The sequence below is a fragment of the Candidatus Binatus sp. genome (assembly GCF_036567905.1).
Classification (GTDB): Bacteria; Desulfobacterota; Binatia; order Binatales; family Binataceae; genus Binatus.
On the sequence record NZ_DATCTO010000023.1, the window covers coordinates 21,543 to 38,864 of the forward strand.

Consider the following 17,322-nt stretch of genomic DNA (forward strand, 5'->3'; position numbering starts at 1 on the left):
TTTGTCGGGCGCAGCCGCCTTGCCGCTCGGTTGGTGAAGTTCAGCCGGCGAGAATTCCCGGTGGGGGCGACGACGCGAACTCCGCTTTGAGCGCGTCGTAACTCTTGAGATCGTCGATCGTGCGGAAGTAGCCGCGATGGACGTAGCCGAACACCGGCATTGCGTTTGCGACCATCGGCGCGAACAGGCCGGCCATCAGGCTCCAGGGCGGCGCCGGCGGCATCAGGTCAAATACCGCCTGATCCGCTACGATCACGCCGCAATACATGAACGGCGAGAGCGATCCGGCAAGGTTGTCATCCAGGTCGGCCGGGTAATCGTCGTATTGAAGCGGGTCGTGGCGCGCAAGCAGGCGCATCCGGCGGAGTTTTTGGCCGGCGTCGATTTCGAGACGGCTGTAGTAATCGAGATTGGCGGGCCGGAACAGCGCGATGGTGGCGAGTGCGGCGCGGTCGCGATGGAACGCGAGCATCGCGCGCAGGTCGAGATCGAGGATCGTGTCGCTGTTGGCGATTATGAATGTATTTTCGCTTTCGATCCCGCCCAGAAACTCCCGGAGGCCATTGAGCGGGCCGCCAGTGCCGAGCAAAACCGGCTCCGGCGCATACGTGATCCGCAGTCCGAGCCCCGATCCGTCGCCGAGTCCGCGCCGAATGGCGGACGCCAGATGATGGACGTTGATTACGACCTCGGTGACGCCGCCGCGCCGCAGCATCGCGAGCGGATAATGGATCAACGGCCGCCCGCCGAGTTCAAGCATCGGTTTCGGCGTCACCTCAGTCAGCGGGCGAAGCCGCTCGCCCATCCCGGCTGCCAGTACCAATGCCTTCATTAGATAGACGCCCTGCTAAGCGCCGAGCGCCGCGCAAAGTTCAGGAAACTCGGCGGGCATCTGAGCAAGCATCCGGCGCGCCTGTGCGAGCGCATGCGAAATGTAGGGACGGTATCCGCTTTTGCCGCCGCGCTCGAACATCTCGAAGCGTCCGATCATCTTGAGCGCGTGTTGCAAGACGCACAGGCGATAGCTGCTCATGAATTCCGCCGGGTCGAGCGTGGTGGGGACGCCGCGCCGCGCGAGGCCCCCGCAGTAGAAGAGGAGGATGCGGCGCTCGATTGCCGGGGTAATGAATTCATCGGTGTCGCGGGTCGTCAGGAGCACGGCGAGGTCCTGCGCGGCCGGCGCCATGAGCGCATCCTGAAAATCTATGATTCGAATTCGCGGACCGTCCTGGATGAACAGGTTGTGGCCGTGGTAGTCGCGATGCGAGAACACACGTGGAAAGCGATCGAGCCGCGCGGCCAGCTGCTTCAGCTCGGGTGCGATGGGTAAAAAGTCGGCGCCCGGTGCGACGACGCCAAGGCCAACTTCCGCAAATTCCTTCATCTCCCATTCGAACAGCCGGCCGCTGTAAGCGATCTCCCGCGCGACACATCGGCGGTCGATTTGACCGGTGCCGTCAGCGTGCAGGCGAATCAGTTCGGAGGTGGCGAGCCGGAACAGGTCCGCGGCGTCGGCGCCGGGACGGCGGACGGCGTCGAGCAGGGAAAGTTCGCCGACATCTTCCACCAGCAGCGCGCGCCGGGCGAGGTCCGCATCGTAGAGTGCGGGAACGGGAGCGCCGATCGACTCCAGCGATCGATGCACGTCGATCCATGGCGGCTCGCCGCGGCGCCGTGGCAGAAGATTCAGTGCGTGAACGTAGCGGGGGAAGTCGTCGGGGCCGAGATCGACGAGGATAGCGGTGGCAGGCGCGCCGGTTTCGCCCCGCGGGGCGATGCTTGCCGCGTGCTGCGCAATCGATACGCGCCAGAAACGGCGGGTTGAGAGATCGCCGCGCAGAGCGGCGATTTTGTCGACGCGCGCGCGCGGCCATCGCCGCGTGACCGCCTTTGCCGCCCATATTTCGAACGCGTTGTCGGGTTGCACGTGATGGATTCTAGCGGCGGAATTGCGGTTGCGCGAGTATGAGGAACGCCGGTGACGAGTGAAAAGTAAAAGACGAAAAACCGGCGCGGCCGTTGGTGGCCGCGCCGGTTTATTTCTCAATCAGTCGCGACTTTCTTCACTCGATCATGCCGGCCATCAGTCGCCTGCTATCCCGTGCCCGCCCTCGGCCGCGCGCGCCATTGCCTCGGGAGTGAACCACTCGCGATCCACGGCGCCCATGTTGATGAACCAACTCTCCGCTGACGGAGCGCTCAGCGACGGATGGTAGCAAACGGTGGAAAACCCGCTTTGCACGTTGGTCGTCGAGGATCCGACCTGGAACTCGCGCTTGAACGGGTAAATCGCGATGCGCGAGTCGGGGCGCGCCCGATCGGCATAGTTCATCCACGTGGTGTAGTTCATGAACAACTGGCCCCCACGGTCATACATGTCCACGAACATCGGGAAGTCGGCCTCCGAGTCGATGTAAATAATTTCGCGGCTGTAAAGCGGGCTGGCGTACCGTCCCGGCCGTGCCTTGGCCTCAATCATGTAGAGCCGCCTGAGTTGCCATGGGTCCGGGCAATGGCTTGCGCCGCCGTCGGTTGGGCAGCGCGGATCGGGGCTACGATGAATGTCGACGGCGGCGAGCATCGTCTTTTCGCCCAGGAACTTGAAATCGTAGTCCTCGGGCTTGCCGCTCCAGCCCTCGTAGTGGTTGGGATCGTAAGCCTGCGCGCCTGCCGCGGTGTCACTCATCGTGTAGCTCAGACGCCGGAGCCGGCGCGTACCGGGCTCCCAGGTCCAACTGTCGTCATCCCTCGTTGGATCGGCGTAGCGGAACTTGAGGATCCCGTTGCCGCGAGAGGTAGCCGGAGACAGAACCGGATAGAGCAGCGCCTCGTAAAAGCGCCGAGTTGTGTTGAAATCGGGATCGATCGGCAGCGGTTGCACCTCGGTCCGTCCGACTTCGTTGTAGCCCGCGTAGTGGCCAATCTCGATGTCATTGATCGAGAAGTACGGCTTGTTGTAGCCCCAGTACACGCTGTCGCAATCGAACCAGCGCAGATCGTAGTCGTCCGTGGATATTGGCCGGAAGACTCCGTTCCACATCACCTTCTCGGCTGCCAGCGGATCGTTAGCGTCGATGATCGGAAACGGCTGACCCGCGACGTAGCCAATCAGGCTGCGATGGTCGGGGGTCAGTCTGGTCTGGCTCGAGTACTTTTCGGTCGCCTCGGTGTAGGGCTGAGGCCAGTCTATGCGCTCGGTTGGCTCGATCTTCATCTCCATGCCGTGCTGGACGCGTGCATATGCGCCTGGCGGGAGCAGCTCTTGGACCTTTGCCGCGTTGTCCGGGGTGATGAGATCCCCGGGTCTTACCTGAGCCGATGCCGGCGCATTGGTAATCCCGACCACAAGCATCACAGCAGTCAGAACTCCGCCGCACCAGGCTCCCCATCCGATTGCGCGCTTCATGTTGACTCCCTCTTTCGGCAAGTGCTTGCCGGCGTTTGGAATTTTGTCCCGCAACAATCTGCTTACATTCTACGCTGCTAATTAGTCCTGCGGCTCGGAGTCGTCAATAGGGCTAATGATGACAAACGGGTTGGGGGTCTAATGGCCCGATTAGCGCTTGCCGACGGCGGCCACCCCTGCTAAAAAATCGGCGATCGTTCCAAAACACCCGCTCATCAGGTATTGATATCAAGATAAGAAGTCCTTGTAGGCGGCTCGAGAATGACAACCTGGTATCCCGTGGCTGTGACCCTGTTTGTCGCCGGCGTGATCGTCGGCGTCATGTGCACGATCAACATGCTGATCGGCCCCAAGCGTGCCGGTGCTGCGGTCAAGAGCGAGGCTTTCGAATGCGGCAACCCGCCGAGCGGTTCGGCGTGGGGGCGGTTCTCGGTGCGATTTTATCTGACGGCGATCCTGTTTCTGATCTTCGACGTCGAGGTGATTTTTCTGTATCCGTGGGCGGTCGAGTTGCGCTATCTGGGGATGTTCGGCTTCGTCGAGGCGCTTATCTTCATCGCGATTCTCTGCGTCGGCCTGCTCTACGCCTGGCAGCGCGGCGCGCTTGATTGGGACTAGCTGTGATCGATGTTGATTGAAAAACTGAAAGCACGCTTTGGCGGGGAAATTCTCGACGCGCAAAATGCACGCGACGAGGAAACTTTCACCATCGATCGCGAACGCGCGTATGATTTCTTCCGCGCGCTGCGCGACGAGCCTGACTTCGATTTCAATTTCCTGACCGACGTGACCGCCGTCGATTGGCCCGAGCGCAAACCGCGCTTCGAGGTCGTCTATCAACTGAACTCGCTCAACCTCGCCCATCGCATCCGCGTCAAGATTGGCGTGGACGGCGCCGATCCCTGGGTCCACAGCGTCGTTGGCGTGTGGGGCGCCGCCGACTGGCTCGAGCGCGAATGCTTCGACATGTTCGGAATCGTCTTCAAGGGCCATCCCGATTTGCGCCGCATCCTGATGTACGATTCGTTCGAGGGTTATCCGCTGCGCAAGGATTACTACTACAACAAACGCCAACCGATCGTCCCGGAGATCGACCCGGTCGTGAATCCGATTCGCTCCTCGCGCTGAAGACACGCGACCCGATACAAGCCATGGCACTACCGGCGCGCTGGAAGGACAAAATCGTACCGTCGGACCCCTCCGACGAGATCATGGAACTGCAGATGGGGCCTTCGCATCCCGCCGCCCACGGCACCATCAAGTTCAACCTCAAGCTCGACGGCGAGCGGATCGTCGATTGCGACGTCGAGGTCGGATTCCTGCATCGCGGATTCGAAAAAATGTGCGAGCAGGGGACTTGGACCCAATGCTTCCCGTACACCGATCGCCTCAATTACGCCTCGCCCTGCATCAACAACGTCGGCTTCGCGCTCGCCGTCGAGCGCCTGCTCGGCATCGATACGACGGAGCGATGCAAGTACGTGCGCATGATCATGAGCGAGGTTTCGCGCATCGCCGACCACCTGACCTGCCTCGGGATGGCGGCGCACGAGGTCGGCGGCTCCACCGCCGGCATGTACATGGTCGAGGCGCGTGAGTTTCTCTACGACTTGATCGAGGCTGTCACCGGCGCCCGAGTCACCGTGACATGGTGCCGCGTCGGCGGCGTGACCCATGACCTGCCCGCGGACTTCGCCGATCGGATCAAAGCTTCGTTCGCGCGCCTCGATCAGGTTCTCTCCGACTGCGACAAGATGCTCAGCCGCAATCGCGTATTCATCGACCGGATGGCGGGAGTCGGGAAGTTGTCGCAGCCGGAGGCAATCTCCTACGGGCTGAGCGGTCCTCTGCTGCGCGCCGCCGGCGTGCCTTACGACGTTCGCAAGGCGCATCCGTACCTGGTGTATGACCGGATGGAGTTCGAAATCCCCACCGGAGACCGCGGCGACAATTACGATCGCTTCAACGTCCGCTTCCAGGAGATGTATCAGTCCAAGCGCATCATCGAGCAAGCGCTCGCGGCGATTCCTGAAGGTCCCGTCACCATCACCGATCCCAGGGTCGTGCTGCCCGACAAGCAGAAGGTGTACAGCTCGATCGAAGGCCTGATGAACCACTTCAAGCTGATCATGGAGGGCATCCATGTGCCCGCCGGCGAGGTTTACCAGGCGGTCGAGGCCGCCAACGGCGAGTTGGGCTTTTACGTCGTCAGCGACGGCAGCGGCCGGCCGTATCGCGTGCGCGTGCGCCCGCCGTGCTTTCTCGGCATGGGCGCGCTCAACAAGATGCTCATCGGCCGCATGATCCCGGACATCATCGCGACCTTCGGCATGATCAACATGATCGGCGGAGAGTGCGATCGCTAGCCCGTCTTCTCTTCTCACTTTTCACTAGGCGCACGGCTGGCCAGTATTACGCCCGAGAGAAAAAGACGCGCCGCGCGGATTTTTCGATTCGTTACCGGGGGCAGGGGTCACCCCTGGCCGTGGCGACGGCAGCGCAGTATTAAGCCGTTGGCAGGGGCCGCGCGCGACAACGGAGCGCGGCCTTAACACTGGGGGCAGGGGTCACCCCTGCAAACCCACGGTGGGTTTCACATATAATCAAGCTTTCTCAAAATGTCCTCTCCTGAAGCCATCGCTACGCAAATCGCGCCGCCTCCGCGCCGGGTGCTGATAGTGCTGCTCGGCGCGATCGGCGACGTGGTGCGCGCGCTTCCTTTGCTCGGCCGCATCCGCAATGCATGGCCCGATGCGCACATCGCGTGGGCGGTGGAACCCAAGTCAAGCCGGTTACTCGACCACCATCGATGGCTCGACGAAGCGATCGTGTTCGATCGCACGCACGCGCCGTGGACGTTCATTGGGTTTTTGCGGCGAATTCGCAAGGGGCATTTCGATCTGGCGATAGACCTTCAGCGTCATCTCAAAAGCGGCATCACGTCGCGAATCTCGGGCGCCGCGGTTCGTTTTGGTTTCGCCAAGCCGAACACCAAGGAGTTCAACCACCTTTTTTCGAATCATTGGATCGCGCCGCAGCCGAACATGCGCCTGAAGCTCCTGCAATACCAGGCGTTCGGCGACGCGCTCGGGATTGCGCCGTCACCGATCGAATTCGGACTCGCCGCGACGGACGCGGAACGCGCCCGCGCGATCGAGATGCTGCGCGATGCGCCGCGTCCGATCCTGGCCGTGATCCTTGGCTCGTCGTGGCCAAGCCGCATCTACTTTCCTGAATCGACCGCCGCGGTAATTCGGATGCTCGCGCGCCCCGGCGCCGGCAGCCCTGCCTTATTTCCCGTGTTGCTCGGCGGTCCCGGCGAAACCGGACTCGCCGGCCAGGTCATGCGCCATCTCGACGGCGTCCCCGCGCTCAATCTGGCCGGACGCACCTCGCTGCGCGATCTGATCGCGATCTTTCCCCAATGCGCCGTCGCGTTCGGACCCGACTCCGGCCCGATGCATATCGCGGCCGCCGTGGGATGCCCGGTCGTATCGCTGTGGGGCGCCACCGCCGCCGAGCGCTCCGCGCCGTGGGGCTTCGCCGAACTCGCAATCAGCGGCGCGATCCCGTGTCAACCCTGCTATCTTCGTCAATGCCCCGTCGGGCGCGAATGCATGCGGCGAATATCCCCCGAAGAAGTCACTGCCAACTTGAGGCGCGCGCTCGCGATGCGTGGAGCGGCCGGATGACCTGGCGCAAGATGACCTGGCAAATGACGGGCTTTGACCGGGTGCCGTTGACGCGCGGAGGATGGACCTTCTTCATCCCGGCCTACGCCGCGCGATTTTCAGACGGGTTTCGCGAGAGCCTGATCGATTCCGCACTTGCCGCCATCGACGGCGCCTTGGCGACTCGCGTACGCCGCTCGCGCCATGCCGAGACATGGTTCGAGAATTTCGATCAGGTCGGGGGTCCGAACGCCTATTTCAAAGTGCTCGACCCGATCCGTGGCCTGAATCGAATCAGGTGGATATTCAGGCGCAGGCGCGCCGCGCACGCTGCGTTGATCTCGGAGCATCTGCGCGCCGCCGGCGTCGGAGTCCCGGAGATTCTGCTGCTCGGCGCCGAGCGCCGCGGCGGACGCGAGATCATAGTAACCGCGCGCATCGACGGGTCTAATCTTGCGCGCTATTTGAAGCGCGCGAAGCTCGCGTCCAGGCGCGTCGTGTTGCGCGCGCTCGGCGCGGAGGTCGCGCGATTGCATCGCGCCGGATATATCCACGGCGACCTGACGCCGTTCAACATCTTCGTCACCGGACTTAAGCCGCCGCAATTCGTTTTCATCGATCATGAACGCACCCGGCGCACGATTCTGAGCCGCTTCGAGCGGCCGCGGATGCGCAATCTCGTTCAGCTCGGGCAGCTCGAGCTCGGCGGCGTCACGAATACCGATCGGATGCGCGTGTGGTGCGGCTACGCCGCCGCGTTTCCCGCGCGACGCCGGCGCGCGCAACGCCGCCGCGTTGCCGCGATGCTCGCGGCCAGAATTCTGCACGAGCGCAAGGGCGCAGCCGCCGCCGTCCGCGCATCGGCGTCTGTCGCGCCGCATCGGGAGGCGAGCGGAAGCTGATGGACGAGCGGACCAGAATTTCCGTGGTGATTCCGGTGTACAACGAAGTCACGACGATTGGCCGCGTAATCGAGCGCGTGCTGGATTGCGGCTTCGATCCCGAGGTCATCGTCGTCGATGACGCTTCGACCGACGGCACTACCGGGTTTCTGCGCGAGTTCAGCCATCCGCGCGTTCAATGTTTCTATCACAGCGTCAATCGCGGCAAGGGCGCCGCGCTCCGGCTCGGCTTTGCGGCGGCGAAAAATCCTTACCTCTTCGTGCAGGACGCCGACCTCGAATACGATCCCAGGGATTATGCCGCAATGATTGGACCGCTGCTCGACGGCCGTGCCGACATGGTTTACGGCTCGCGCTTCCTCTCCGGGCCGCATCGCGTCATGTTCTTCTGGCATTACGTGGCGAACCGCGTGGTGACGCTGCTCTCCGACATGGTAAGCGATCTCAATCTGACCGACATGGAGACCGGGATGAAGGGTTTCGTGCGCGAGAAATTGATGACGCTCAAGCTCAGCGCCAATCGCTTCACCTTCGAGCCGGAGATCACCGCCAAAGCGGCGCGCGCGCGCTGGCGAATCTACGAAGTGCCGGTGTCGTACGCGGGACGGACCTACGAAGAGGGCAAGAAGATCGGCATTCGCGACGCGCTGACCGCGGTGTGCGCAATCCTGTATTACAGATTTTTCGACTGACGCGGCGAAACTGTAATATGATGCAGACAGTTCAACCTGGCGACGCCATCCAAGTGCCTCCCAATCGCAATACGCTTGACGCCCCCGCGCTGAGCATCGCCGGCGTCGATCCCGAACTCGGCTTCGCCGGGGGCGAGACCCAGGTGCTCGGTTTGACCGTTGCGCTGGCCGCCGCCGGTCATCGCGCGGAGTTGATTTGCGATCCCGCGGGACGGCTCTGGGACCGCGCCATCACCGCGGGCATAAGATGCCATCCGCTGCGCATCCGCAACGCTATCGACCTGGCAGCCGGCATCCGGCTGCGCGCGATTCTCAAACGCGAATGCTATGACGTCGTTCATTTCCACACCGCGCGCGCGCATTCGATGGCGCCGTTTGCGCGCGGCTTCGCGCGTGCGCTGCTGGTTACGCGGCGGATGGACTACCGGCCCAACCGCGTTTTCGCGCCGTACCTGTACAATCGCGCGGTCGATGGCGTGGTCGCGATCTCCGGCGGCGTTGCCGATTCGCTCGCGGTCGCGGGCGTCGATCGCCGGCGCGTCACGGTTGTTCATAGCGGCGTGGATCGCGACCGCTTCCACCCGCCAACGCCTGAGGAACGCGTCCACGCGCGGATCGCGCTCGGAATATCCTATGGCGAGTTCGTGATATCGGCGGTAGGCGCGCTCGAGCCGCGCAAGGGCCATCGCTATCTCATCGAAGCGATCGCGCAGCGCGCGCAGACCGCGCCGTCGGTCAAGCTGAAATGCTTCATCGCGGGCCACGGATCGATTCGCGGAGAACTCGAACGTGAAATTGCAAAACTCAGATGTGCTGAGCGCGTCAAGCTGCTCGGCAGAATCGACGACCCGCACGGACTTCTGTGGGCGTCGGACGTCTTCGCGATGCCGTCGCTGAAAGAAGGTCTCGGCGTAGCCGCTCTGGAAGCCATGGCGAGCGCCCTTCCGGTAGTCGCAAGCGACGTCGGCGGCCTTCGCGAAGTGGTTGAAGATGAGCGCACCGGAATCATCGTGCCGCCGGCGAATCCTGAAGCAATCGCCTCGGCGATCGGCCGGCTGGCGGATTCGCCCGCGCTGAGATCGCAGATGGGCGCGGCGGCGCGGGCCCGCGCCGTGGAAAATTATTCGATGGCGACGATGGCCGCGCGGACACTCGGGCTCTATCGCGCGTGTGTAAGAAAAACGCGGGAAGCAAGGGGCCGAGTCACATGAAAAGCATGACCGGGTTCGGCAGGGCTATCGCTGAGCATGACGGCACTCGCGTGATTGCCGAAGTGCGCGCGCTCAACCAGCGCTTTTTCGAACTCAAGCTGGCGGTGCCGCGCGGATGGGGCGAGCATGAGGCCGAGATTCGCAAAACCGTACAAAATGTCGTGGCGCGCGGGCGGGTCGAAATTTTTATCAAGTCGGTTGCGCTGAAGCCTCCGCCGGTGCGGCTCGAGGTGAACGACCGGCTGGCGAATTTGTACGTCGCTGAAATGCGTCGTCTCGGCAAGCAGCTTCATCTCAACGGCAATCCGGAAATCGGGTCGATCCTCAGCCGGCCTGAAATTTTTCACGTCGTTGAGGAGGAGCACGACTCGGCCGCGCCGTTCAGGCTTGGCCACAAGGCTCTGGTTCGCGCGTTGAAAGCGCTGGATGCCGAGCGGGTGCGCGAAGGGCGCAGCCTGCACAACGATTTTGCCGCGCGGGTTCGCGCTATCGAAGCGGCGGTCCCGAAAATTGAACGGCTGGCCGAGCAGACGCGCGCGGAAATAATGGACAATTTTCACAAGCGGATTCGCGAACTCCTGGCAGACTTGCCGGTCAACGAGAAACGCCTCTACGAGGAGGCGTCGTCCGCCTCGCAGCACGGCGATATCAGCGAAGAGATCACGCGTCTGCGCACCCATCTCGACGGCCTCAAGGCGCTGCTCAAGCGCAAGGGGCAGGTCGGGAAGTCGATTGAATTTCTGCTCCAGGAAATCAACCGCGAAGTAAATACGATGGGTTCAAAGTCGCAGAACGCCGCCCTTTCTCAAGTAACGGTTGAAGTAAAGGCGGAGGCGGAAAAGATGCGCGAGCAGGTCCAGAACGTCGAATAGGATATACTAGAGGGGCCTTTGCACCTGCTTAATGGCTTCTATACCATTGAAATCACGTGATTCTTTGCCACCGAGACGCGGTATAATTTTTATCCTTTCGGCGCCTTCGGGGGCTGGCAAAACCACGATTTGGCGCGCGTCGCTCAAGGCCATCGCGGGCCTGGAGTTTTCGGTATCCTTGACCACGCGCGCGCCGCGAACAGGCGAGGCGGACGGAATCGACTACAGCTTCGTGAGCGAACAAGAGTTCAAACGCAGGCAATCGTCCGGCGAACTCGCCGAATGGGCGCGTGTGTTCGAATCCTCATACGGCACGCCGCGCGCGCCGCTGGACGCCGCGATCGCTTCGGGCCGCGACATCCTGCTCGACATCGACATCCAGGGCGCTCGCCAGATTCGCGCGATGTATCCCCGCGATGCGGTCGCGATCTTTGTTCTGCCACCAACCTTCGCCGAGCTCGAGGGGCGTCTGCGCGGCCGTGGCACCGAGGAAGAATCGAAGATTCAGCATCGGCTTCGCAAAGCACGCGACGAAGCCCAGGCCTATCCCGAATATGACTACCTGATAGTCAACGCCCAGCTTCGTGAATCCGTCGCGCGGCTCGAAACGATCGTAAACGCGGAGCGGCTCAAGGTCGGCCGCCTGCGCGGCGAATTCGCGCCGTGGAAGAGTTAGCGCAAAGCACCCCCGACCAACTCGCCGGCCTCGTCGCGCGGGTGCAAAGCTACAACCCGCAGGCCGACATCGGTCTGATCCGGCGCGCGTACGACTACTCGGCGCGGATGCATCTCGATCAGAAGCGCGAATCGGGCGAGCCCTACGTCACGCATCCGCTCAACGTCGCGATGATCATCGCGCAGCTCAAGCTCGACGTGCCTTCGATCGTTACCGGCTTGCTGCACGACGTCGTCGAGGATACGGAGGTGTCGCTGGCGGAGGTGCAGACGGATTTCGGCGCCGAGGTCGCGCAGCTTGTTGACGGCGTGACCAAGGTCTCGAAGATCACTTTCCAGAGCCGCGAGGAAAAGCAGGCCGAGAATTTCCGCAAGATGATCATCGCGATGGCCCACGACATCCGCGTCGTGCTGATCAAGCTCGCCGATCGTCTGCACAATATGCGCACGCTCGACCATCTCGCCGCCGACCGGCAGCAGGAGATCGCGCGCGAGACGATGGAAATTTACGCGCCGATCGCTCATCGCCTCGGAATCTACTGGCTCAAGTCGGAGCTCGAGGACCTGTCGTTTCGCTATCTGAATCCGACAGCGTACCAGGCGCTGAAGGCCTTCGTCGCGGCCAAACGCAATGAGCGCGAGGAGTACATCGCCAACGTCATTGAGATCCTCTCGCGCCGCCTCTCCGACAGCGGGGTCACCGCTGAGGTCACCGGCCGGCCCAAACATTTCTTTTCGATTCACTCCAAGATGCAGGAGATGGGGCTCAGCTTCGAGGAAATCTACGACCTGGTCGCCTTCCGCATCATCGTGAATACGCTGCGCGAATGTTACGAGGCGCTCGGCGTCGTGCACGCCAATTGGAAGCCGGTCCCCGGCCGCTTCAAGGATTACATCGCGCTGCCCAAGGCCAACATGTATCAGTCGCTTCACACCACTGTGATCGGTCCGCGCGGCCAGCGCATGGAAGTGCAGATTCGTACCCGCGAGATGCACAAGGTGGCCGAGGAAGGAATCGCGGCCCACTGGAGCTACAAGGACGGCAACTCCAGGGAGGTCAAGGAGACCGAGCGCTTTGCATGGCTGCGGCGCCTGATCGAATGGCAGCAGAATCTCAAGGACCCCCAGGAATTTCTCTCCACCGTCAAGGACGATCTGTTTCCCGAGGAAGTTTTCGTCTTCACCCCCAAGGGCGACGTCTTCGATTTTCCGCTCGGCTCGACCGTGATCGACTTCGCCTACCGAATCCACTCCCAGGTCGGCAACCATCTCGCCGGCGCGCGCGTCAACGGACGCATGGTGCCGCTGCGCTACCGGCTTCGATCGGGCGATACGGTCGAGGTGATGACCTCCGAAAAGCAGGTGCCGGGCAAGGATTGGACCAACTACGCGGCCACCGCGCGTGCGAAATCGCGCATCCGTCAATGGCTGCGCAGTCAACAGGCGGAACGCTCCCGCGATCTCGGAATATCGCTGCTCGATCGCGAGCTCGAACCGGTCAAGCTCAGCGTCACGCAGCTTAGATCGGGCAAGCGTCTCGACGCAGTGCTGGCGGAATTCTCGCAGCGCGACGTCGAAAGCCTGCTCGCCGCAGTCGGCTACGGAATAATCACGCCTGCGCAGTTGCTCGCGAAAATGCTGACGCCCGCCGAGCTGAAACTCTATCGTCCCGAGAAATTACCCACCCCGCTGGGGCCCGCGCAAAGAGAGCGCGCCGCCAAGGAAGCGCGCAAATCCGCCAGCGGTGCGGTCGTGGTCTCGGGCGTCGGCGACATGCTGGTGCGATTCGCGCGATGCTGCAATCCGCTCCCGGGCGAGGCGATCACCGGTTTCATCACGCGCGGACGCGGCGTTACGGTGCACGTCGCGGGATGCGCGCATGCGCTCAACACCGATCCGGATCGGCGCGTGCCCGTAGTATGGAAGGACGGCGAGGAAGCGCCGCGCCCGATTCGGCTCGAAGTGCTATGCGCCGATCAGCCGGGCTTGCTCGCCGCGATGACCAAGGCGATCGCCTCGGCGGGCGTGAATATATCGACCGCCGAAGTGAAGACTCACGGCGCCGACGGGCGCGCGCTGGCCGTCTTCGAGGTCAGCGTCTCCAGCGCCCGTCAATTGAACAACCTGATGAACTCGATCGGCGCGATCGACGGCGTCATGCGCGTGTCGCGCCTCGGCCAGCAAAACGGCATTCGCCATTGATGAAAAATGAAAACCTCGATTCACACCAGGCAGGCGCCCGCCGCGATCGGTCCCTATTCGCAGGCGGTCGAGCAACACGGGTTGGTCTTCTGCTCGGGGCAGGTCGGTCTCGACCCGGCGTCGGGCGCTCTGGTCGAAGGCGGGATCGAATTCGAGACCCGGCGCGTGCTCCAGAACCTCGGCGAAGTGCTCGCGGCTGCGGGACTGGATTTCGTCGATGTGGTCAAGACCACCGTCTTCATGATCGATCTCGCCGAGTTTGAAATCGTCAACCGCGTGTACGCAGAGCATTTCGATCCGCCGTATCCGGCGCGCTCGACCGTGCAGGTGGCGGCGCTGCCGCGCCACGCGCGAATCGAGATCGACGCGATCGCGCTGAAACGCGACTGAAAAAGTGAATCCGCGCCCGCCGCCTCGGATCATTGTGAAACCCGCCGTGGGTTTCACGCTTCCTTGGGCAGGGGCCAGCCCCTGCACCTGAGTCAGGATAAAGATGCGGGCTCCGCCCTGTTAGAAGGGGGTAGGGGGAAGTTTGGTCGATTGTCCTGCTCCAGTGCCCGCGTGCCAGTGCCCTCTCCTTGTCCGAGGAGAGGGTTAGGGAGAGGTTAAACGATCGAAACAAGCGGGAGTAGCGGGCCGAACACTGGCGAATGTCTCAGCTATCTGACAACGCCGCCGGCGAAGCCGAGACAATGGTGCTTGCCATTTCGTCGGCTACCGGTGATCCAAAAGCCGGCCCGCGTTGATGACAGCGCCGACAATGCCGATAATCCAATAGAACCAGTTTAGAAAGTCAGGTGGCCAAAGTGGCACATAAAGTTCTGATAATATCCGCTTTATTGGCGAACCTTGCCGGTGCTCTTTTGCTTTTGTGCGGGCTACAGGTGTCGTCATTGGATGATCTCCGTGTCGCGAAAACTGACGATGGCGGCACAGCAATTTGCCAAGGGCCTGATGTCCTTTATGAGGCGGGCGGTAGCCGCCACAACGTATTTGTCGGAACGCGAGCTAAGTGTCCGCCAATATCGAGCCCGGTAGCCATTATTGTGAGTGACCATCCTCGTTTTATTTCGATTGGAGTTGCCCTCATTATCGTGGGGTTCTTTCTGGCTCTTGGCGACGAACTGCTTTGCCGTCGCCCTTGACGCATTGCATGTGCCTGCCGACGGAGCGATTGCGTGGCTTCGGAGGCTTCTTAGTTGGCAGTCGAGACTATCCCGCGACCACGCCACTTGGCCTCGAAGCACCCTCAAAATCGCCTCATTTATCCGTGACCCAGAAGGTAAAGCTCCACTCGAACAGATATTCCTTCCGCCTGACCCCCGGGCAACGGCCGACAGCAGATTTCATGCGACGCGCTGGCGCTTTCTTGATCAACCCCCTTCTAACAGGGACGAAGTCCCGCATCTTTGTCTTAACACTGGGTGCAGGGGTCACCCCTGCCCAAGGAAGTGTGAAACCCACGGTGGGTTTCACATTCAATTAAGTTCCCCTGTCGAACGCTTTCGGCGTCCGTCGCTAGTCACCCCTGCAGAATCTTAAGCGCGGCCGCGTCGAGAAATTGCCCGGACGGATCGAGCTTGCGCGCTGACCGTGTCAGCCGCGCCGCGTTCGCCCGGCGCATCGCAGCCGGCAACGGCCCATCGAACAGCCGCGACTTGTCCAGGTCGATAATGATTACGGTGAAACTCTCGCGCGCTTGCGTCACCAGGATGTTGTGCAGATTGAGATCGGCGTGAAAGAGCCCCTTCTTGTGCATCGTGTCGATCGCTGCGCGCGCCTGCCCGAGAACGTGACCGCGAACTATCGGATCGTCGTCCGTATTCACGAACTCCCATAGCGTCATGCCGCGCACCGCACGAGTCAGAAAAAATCCTCGATAGAGAGCGGGGCCGATCCATTCGATCATGGCGCCCATCGGCTCCGCCACTGGGATTCCGCGCCGCATCGCTTCAACCGTCACGGCGAGTTCGTTCAACGGGCGCGGTGTCATGCCCACGTAAACGTCGCTGAGGATCGATCCGATCATTCCGCCGCGCCGCCCCCGGCGCGCGAACAGCTCGAGCCCGCTCGCCAGCTTCAGCCGACAGGCGCTCCGGCGATTTCCCGCGCCTGCTTCCGATGCGGACGCCAGCTCGCCGAGTCTTTGCACGATCTCCGCGGCATGAGGGGCGATGTCGCGATGGATCACGAGCTCCCGGCGGCCGATCTTGAACGCCGAAAAGTTCGGATCGGAGCGCCACTTCATTTGCGCAGGCGGTCTCACGCTTGGGCTGCCTCGATCCCGCTTTGAAGCCACAACGCGAACACGGCGGCAAGCGCGAGCAGCGATGAAAGGAAATGCGCCGAGTAAAAGAGGGCGATGCGGTTCAAATAGTTTCCGGTCGCAAGATTGAGCAACACGGAAAGCGCGAACAGCGTCCACACCGAAATCAACGGGCGCTCGCCGCCGTCTCGATCAGTCCACAGCGCCGCAGTCAGAGCCATGTATGGCACGAGCATCGCCGCGTAGTAGCTCTTCCACGAAATCGGCGTGAACGAGGACATCAGGCAGAACAAGCCGCACAGCGCCAGCCGGCTCGCGAGGGTTCCGCGCTCACGGCTCATCGCGTCCCAGAGCGACACTGCCGCGACGAGCAGCAACTCGAGTCCCATTCCGGCAATCGTTGCGGCGGACGACGTTTCCACGTCAGCCCCGCCGCGAAGACTCATCAGCCGCGCGACCGCCGACACGGCCGACTGGTTTGTGAGCATCGTGCGATATCGATTCGTCATCGAGACGATCGCGTTCAGGTAGGCGCCGGTCTGATCGATCCATCCGCGCGGTCCAAAGATCACGATCGGCGCGGCTATCAGCACGATTCCCGCCGCCGCCGCCCATCCGAGCGCGCCGAAACGCCGGCGAATCGCAAGATGAAGCGCGGCCAGCACGGCGAACGGCTTGATCAGTATCGCCGCCGCAAGCATCAGACCCGCCCACGCATCGCGAGACTCGTCGGCGTAAATGATTGCCCACACGATCAACGCCAGGGTCGGAAGATTTATCTGGCCGTGCTCGATGTTGTTGTCGATGAATCGAGATGACAGCAACACCGGGACAACGATCAGCGCGGCCGGCAATCGCCGCGCGCGGCCGAACAGAATCACGCCCGCGCCGAGGATCAATTCGATCAACGAAAATGCGTTGACCGTGAAGAAAACAAATTGCGCAACATGGCGGGGCAGCGCCCCGAGCGGCGCGAACCCGATCGCAAAGATCGGCGCGTAGAGAAACCGATCGGAGTCGGCCGGCGGATAGATCGCGAGGCCGTGAAGCACGCGACGGCCCGCGCGATAGTAAACGTTGAAGTCGCCCTGCGTCCGAAGCGTCGCCGAGATGCCGAGCCCTACGATGTAGATACCCATCGCGAGCCATGCGAACTGGCGGGCGCGCGTGGCGTCGATCGTTTTCATCGCGGAAGGCAGGCTGGCCGCGCGCCGCGCGGCGGTCACGCGATCGGTTTGGCTTCCTCGATCAGCATGATCGGAATGTCATCGCGCACCGGATACTCCAGTCTGCAAGCGCTGCAGACCAGGCCGTCCTGCTTGTCGTTGAGATGCAGGTCGCCCTTGCATTTCGGGCACGCCAGGATGTCGAGCAGTTCCTGACTCAGCGCCATCGCGGAAATCCTCCAGGCATTTTCTTTCCTCT

The 17,322-nt window shown here is 62.3% G+C and carries 18 protein-coding genes; 11 read left to right on the forward strand and 7 right to left on the reverse strand.

Translation table 11 applies throughout. The features are described 5' to 3' along the window. Positions 1–40 precede the first annotated feature (40 nt). From VIO10_RS03435 to VIO10_RS03445, 3 genes are all read right to left on the reverse strand, one after another. Positions 41–832 carry an NDP-sugar synthase gene (locus VIO10_RS03435; protein WP_331959370.1) on the reverse strand — a complete coding sequence of 264 codons (792 nt, stop codon included), beginning with the start codon at positions 830–832 and terminating at the stop codon, positions 41–43. A 15-nt stretch (positions 833–847) separates the two neighbouring features. Then, entirely contained in the window at positions 848–1,927 is a 1,080-nt protein-coding gene (locus tag VIO10_RS03440; RefSeq protein ID WP_331959373.1) for a phosphotransferase, read from the reverse strand. A 156-nt stretch (positions 1,928–2,083) separates the two neighbouring features. Beyond that, complete coding sequence (locus VIO10_RS03445; RefSeq protein WP_331959376.1) at positions 2,084–3,406, reverse strand: DUF1329 domain-containing protein; 1,323 nt, start codon at positions 3,404–3,406, stop codon at positions 2,084–2,086. A 261-nt stretch (positions 3,407–3,667) separates the two neighbouring features. Here VIO10_RS03445 and VIO10_RS03450 point away from each other — a divergent pair, with 261 nt between their 5' ends. From VIO10_RS03450 to VIO10_RS03500, 11 genes are all read left to right on the forward strand, one after another. Further along, the gene (locus VIO10_RS03450) at positions 3,668–4,024 is read left to right on the forward strand and encodes an NADH-quinone oxidoreductase subunit A (protein WP_331959379.1); all 357 of its coding nucleotides are present in this window, start codon (positions 3,668–3,670) and stop codon (positions 4,022–4,024) included. A 9-nt stretch (positions 4,025–4,033) separates the two neighbouring features. Next, positions 4,034–4,534, forward strand: a complete 501-nt coding sequence (locus tag VIO10_RS03455; RefSeq protein WP_331959382.1) for an NADH-quinone oxidoreductase subunit C — start codon at positions 4,034–4,036, stop codon at positions 4,532–4,534. Positions 4,535–4,557: 23 nt separating this feature from the next. Then, positions 4,558–5,772, forward strand: coding sequence for an NADH-quinone oxidoreductase subunit D (locus VIO10_RS03460; protein ID WP_331959385.1), 1,215 nt, complete (start codon positions 4,558–4,560; stop codon positions 5,770–5,772). A gap of 252 nt (positions 5,773–6,024) precedes the next feature. Further along, positions 6,025–7,098, forward strand: coding sequence for a glycosyltransferase family 9 protein (locus VIO10_RS03465; RefSeq protein ID WP_331959388.1), 1,074 nt, complete (start codon positions 6,025–6,027; stop codon positions 7,096–7,098). Continuing rightward, positions 7,095–7,979: a lipopolysaccharide kinase InaA family protein gene (locus tag VIO10_RS03470; RefSeq protein WP_331959391.1), complete on the forward strand. Its 885-nt coding sequence runs from the start codon at positions 7,095–7,097 to the stop codon at positions 7,977–7,979. Before VIO10_RS03465 ends, VIO10_RS03470 begins: the two co-directional genes overlap by 4 nt. Then, the gene (locus VIO10_RS03475; protein WP_331959394.1) at positions 7,979–8,671 is read left to right on the forward strand and encodes a glycosyltransferase family 2 protein; all 693 of its coding nucleotides are present in this window, start codon (positions 7,979–7,981) and stop codon (positions 8,669–8,671) included. Before VIO10_RS03470 ends, VIO10_RS03475 begins: the two co-directional genes overlap by 1 nt. Before the next feature lie 17 nt (positions 8,672–8,688). Continuing rightward, positions 8,689–9,882 (forward strand): glycosyltransferase family 4 protein, encoded by a 1,194-nt coding sequence (locus VIO10_RS03480; RefSeq protein ID WP_331959397.1) that lies wholly within the window; start codon positions 8,689–8,691, stop codon positions 9,880–9,882. Continuing rightward, positions 9,879–10,754 (forward strand): YicC/YloC family endoribonuclease, encoded by an 876-nt coding sequence (locus VIO10_RS03485; protein ID WP_331959400.1) that lies wholly within the window; start codon positions 9,879–9,881, stop codon positions 10,752–10,754. The genes VIO10_RS03480 and VIO10_RS03485 overlap by 4 nt, the downstream gene beginning before the upstream one ends. 31 nt (positions 10,755–10,785) lie before the next feature. Next, a complete protein-coding gene (gmk, locus tag VIO10_RS03490) occupies positions 10,786–11,430 on the forward strand; it encodes a guanylate kinase (protein WP_349259218.1) in 645 nt (214 codons plus the stop codon). Further along, entirely contained in the window at positions 11,418–13,631 is a 2,214-nt protein-coding gene (locus VIO10_RS03495) for a bifunctional (p)ppGpp synthetase/guanosine-3',5'-bis(diphosphate) 3'-pyrophosphohydrolase (protein WP_331959406.1), read from the forward strand. Before gmk ends, VIO10_RS03495 begins: the two co-directional genes overlap by 13 nt. A 6-nt stretch (positions 13,632–13,637) precedes the next feature. Beyond that, positions 13,638–14,021: a RidA family protein gene (locus VIO10_RS03500; protein WP_331959408.1), complete on the forward strand. Its 384-nt coding sequence runs from the start codon at positions 13,638–13,640 to the stop codon at positions 14,019–14,021. 324 nt (positions 14,022–14,345) lie between these two features. Here VIO10_RS03500 and VIO10_RS03505 read toward each other — a convergent pair whose 3' ends face one another. The 4 genes from VIO10_RS03505 to VIO10_RS03520 form a co-directional block, all read right to left on the reverse strand. Next, the gene (locus VIO10_RS03505) at positions 14,346–14,525 is read right to left on the reverse strand and encodes a hypothetical protein (protein WP_331959410.1); all 180 of its coding nucleotides are present in this window, start codon (positions 14,523–14,525) and stop codon (positions 14,346–14,348) included. A 628-nt stretch (positions 14,526–15,153) separates the two neighbouring features. Next, positions 15,154–15,879 carry a lipopolysaccharide kinase InaA family protein gene (locus VIO10_RS03510; protein WP_331959412.1) on the reverse strand — a complete coding sequence of 242 codons (726 nt, stop codon included), beginning with the start codon at positions 15,877–15,879 and terminating at the stop codon, positions 15,154–15,156. A gap of 14 nt (positions 15,880–15,893) precedes the next feature. After that, the gene (locus VIO10_RS03515; RefSeq protein ID WP_331959415.1) at positions 15,894–17,123 is read right to left on the reverse strand and encodes a glycosyltransferase family 87 protein; all 1,230 of its coding nucleotides are present in this window, start codon (positions 17,121–17,123) and stop codon (positions 15,894–15,896) included. Beyond that, complete coding sequence (locus tag VIO10_RS03520; RefSeq protein ID WP_331959418.1) at positions 17,120–17,290, reverse strand: Trm112 family protein; 171 nt, start codon at positions 17,288–17,290, stop codon at positions 17,120–17,122. Before VIO10_RS03520 ends, VIO10_RS03515 begins: the two co-directional genes overlap by 4 nt. Positions 17,291–17,322 lie beyond the last annotated feature (32 nt).

Coding starts and splice junctions, on each gene's coding strand:
- VIO10_RS03435 (WP_331959370.1), bottom strand. CDS start 832: ATGAAGGCATTGGTACTGGCAGCCGGGATGGGCGAGCGGCTTCGCCCG.
- VIO10_RS03445 (WP_331959376.1), bottom strand. CDS start 3,406: ATGAAGCGCGCAATCGGATGGGGAGCCTGGTGCGGCGGAGTTCTGACT.
- VIO10_RS03450 (WP_331959379.1), top strand. CDS start 3,668: ATGACAACCTGGTATCCCGTGGCTGTGACCCTGTTTGTCGCCGGCGTG.
- VIO10_RS03455 (WP_331959382.1), top strand. CDS start 4,034: ATGTTGATTGAAAAACTGAAAGCACGCTTTGGCGGGGAAATTCTCGAC.
- VIO10_RS03460 (WP_331959385.1), top strand. CDS start 4,558: ATGGCACTACCGGCGCGCTGGAAGGACAAAATCGTACCGTCGGACCCC.
- VIO10_RS03465 (WP_331959388.1), top strand. CDS start 6,025: ATGTCCTCTCCTGAAGCCATCGCTACGCAAATCGCGCCGCCTCCGCGC.
- VIO10_RS03470 (WP_331959391.1), top strand. CDS start 7,095: ATGACCTGGCGCAAGATGACCTGGCAAATGACGGGCTTTGACCGGGTG.
- VIO10_RS03475 (WP_331959394.1), top strand. CDS start 7,979: ATGGACGAGCGGACCAGAATTTCCGTGGTGATTCCGGTGTACAACGAA.
- VIO10_RS03480 (WP_331959397.1), top strand. CDS start 8,689: ATGATGCAGACAGTTCAACCTGGCGACGCCATCCAAGTGCCTCCCAAT.
- VIO10_RS03485 (WP_331959400.1), top strand. CDS start 9,879: ATGAAAAGCATGACCGGGTTCGGCAGGGCTATCGCTGAGCATGACGGC.
- gmk (WP_349259218.1), top strand. CDS start 10,786: ATGGCTTCTATACCATTGAAATCACGTGATTCTTTGCCACCGAGACGC.
- VIO10_RS03500 (WP_331959408.1), top strand. CDS start 13,638: ATGAAAACCTCGATTCACACCAGGCAGGCGCCCGCCGCGATCGGTCCC.
- VIO10_RS03505 (WP_331959410.1), bottom strand. CDS start 14,525: ATGACGACACCTGTAGCCCGCACAAAAGCAAAAGAGCACCGGCAAGGT.
- VIO10_RS03510 (WP_331959412.1), bottom strand. CDS start 15,879: ATGAAGTGGCGCTCCGATCCGAACTTTTCGGCGTTCAAGATCGGCCGC.
- VIO10_RS03520 (WP_331959418.1), bottom strand. CDS start 17,290: ATGGCGCTGAGTCAGGAACTGCTCGACATCCTGGCGTGCCCGAAATGC.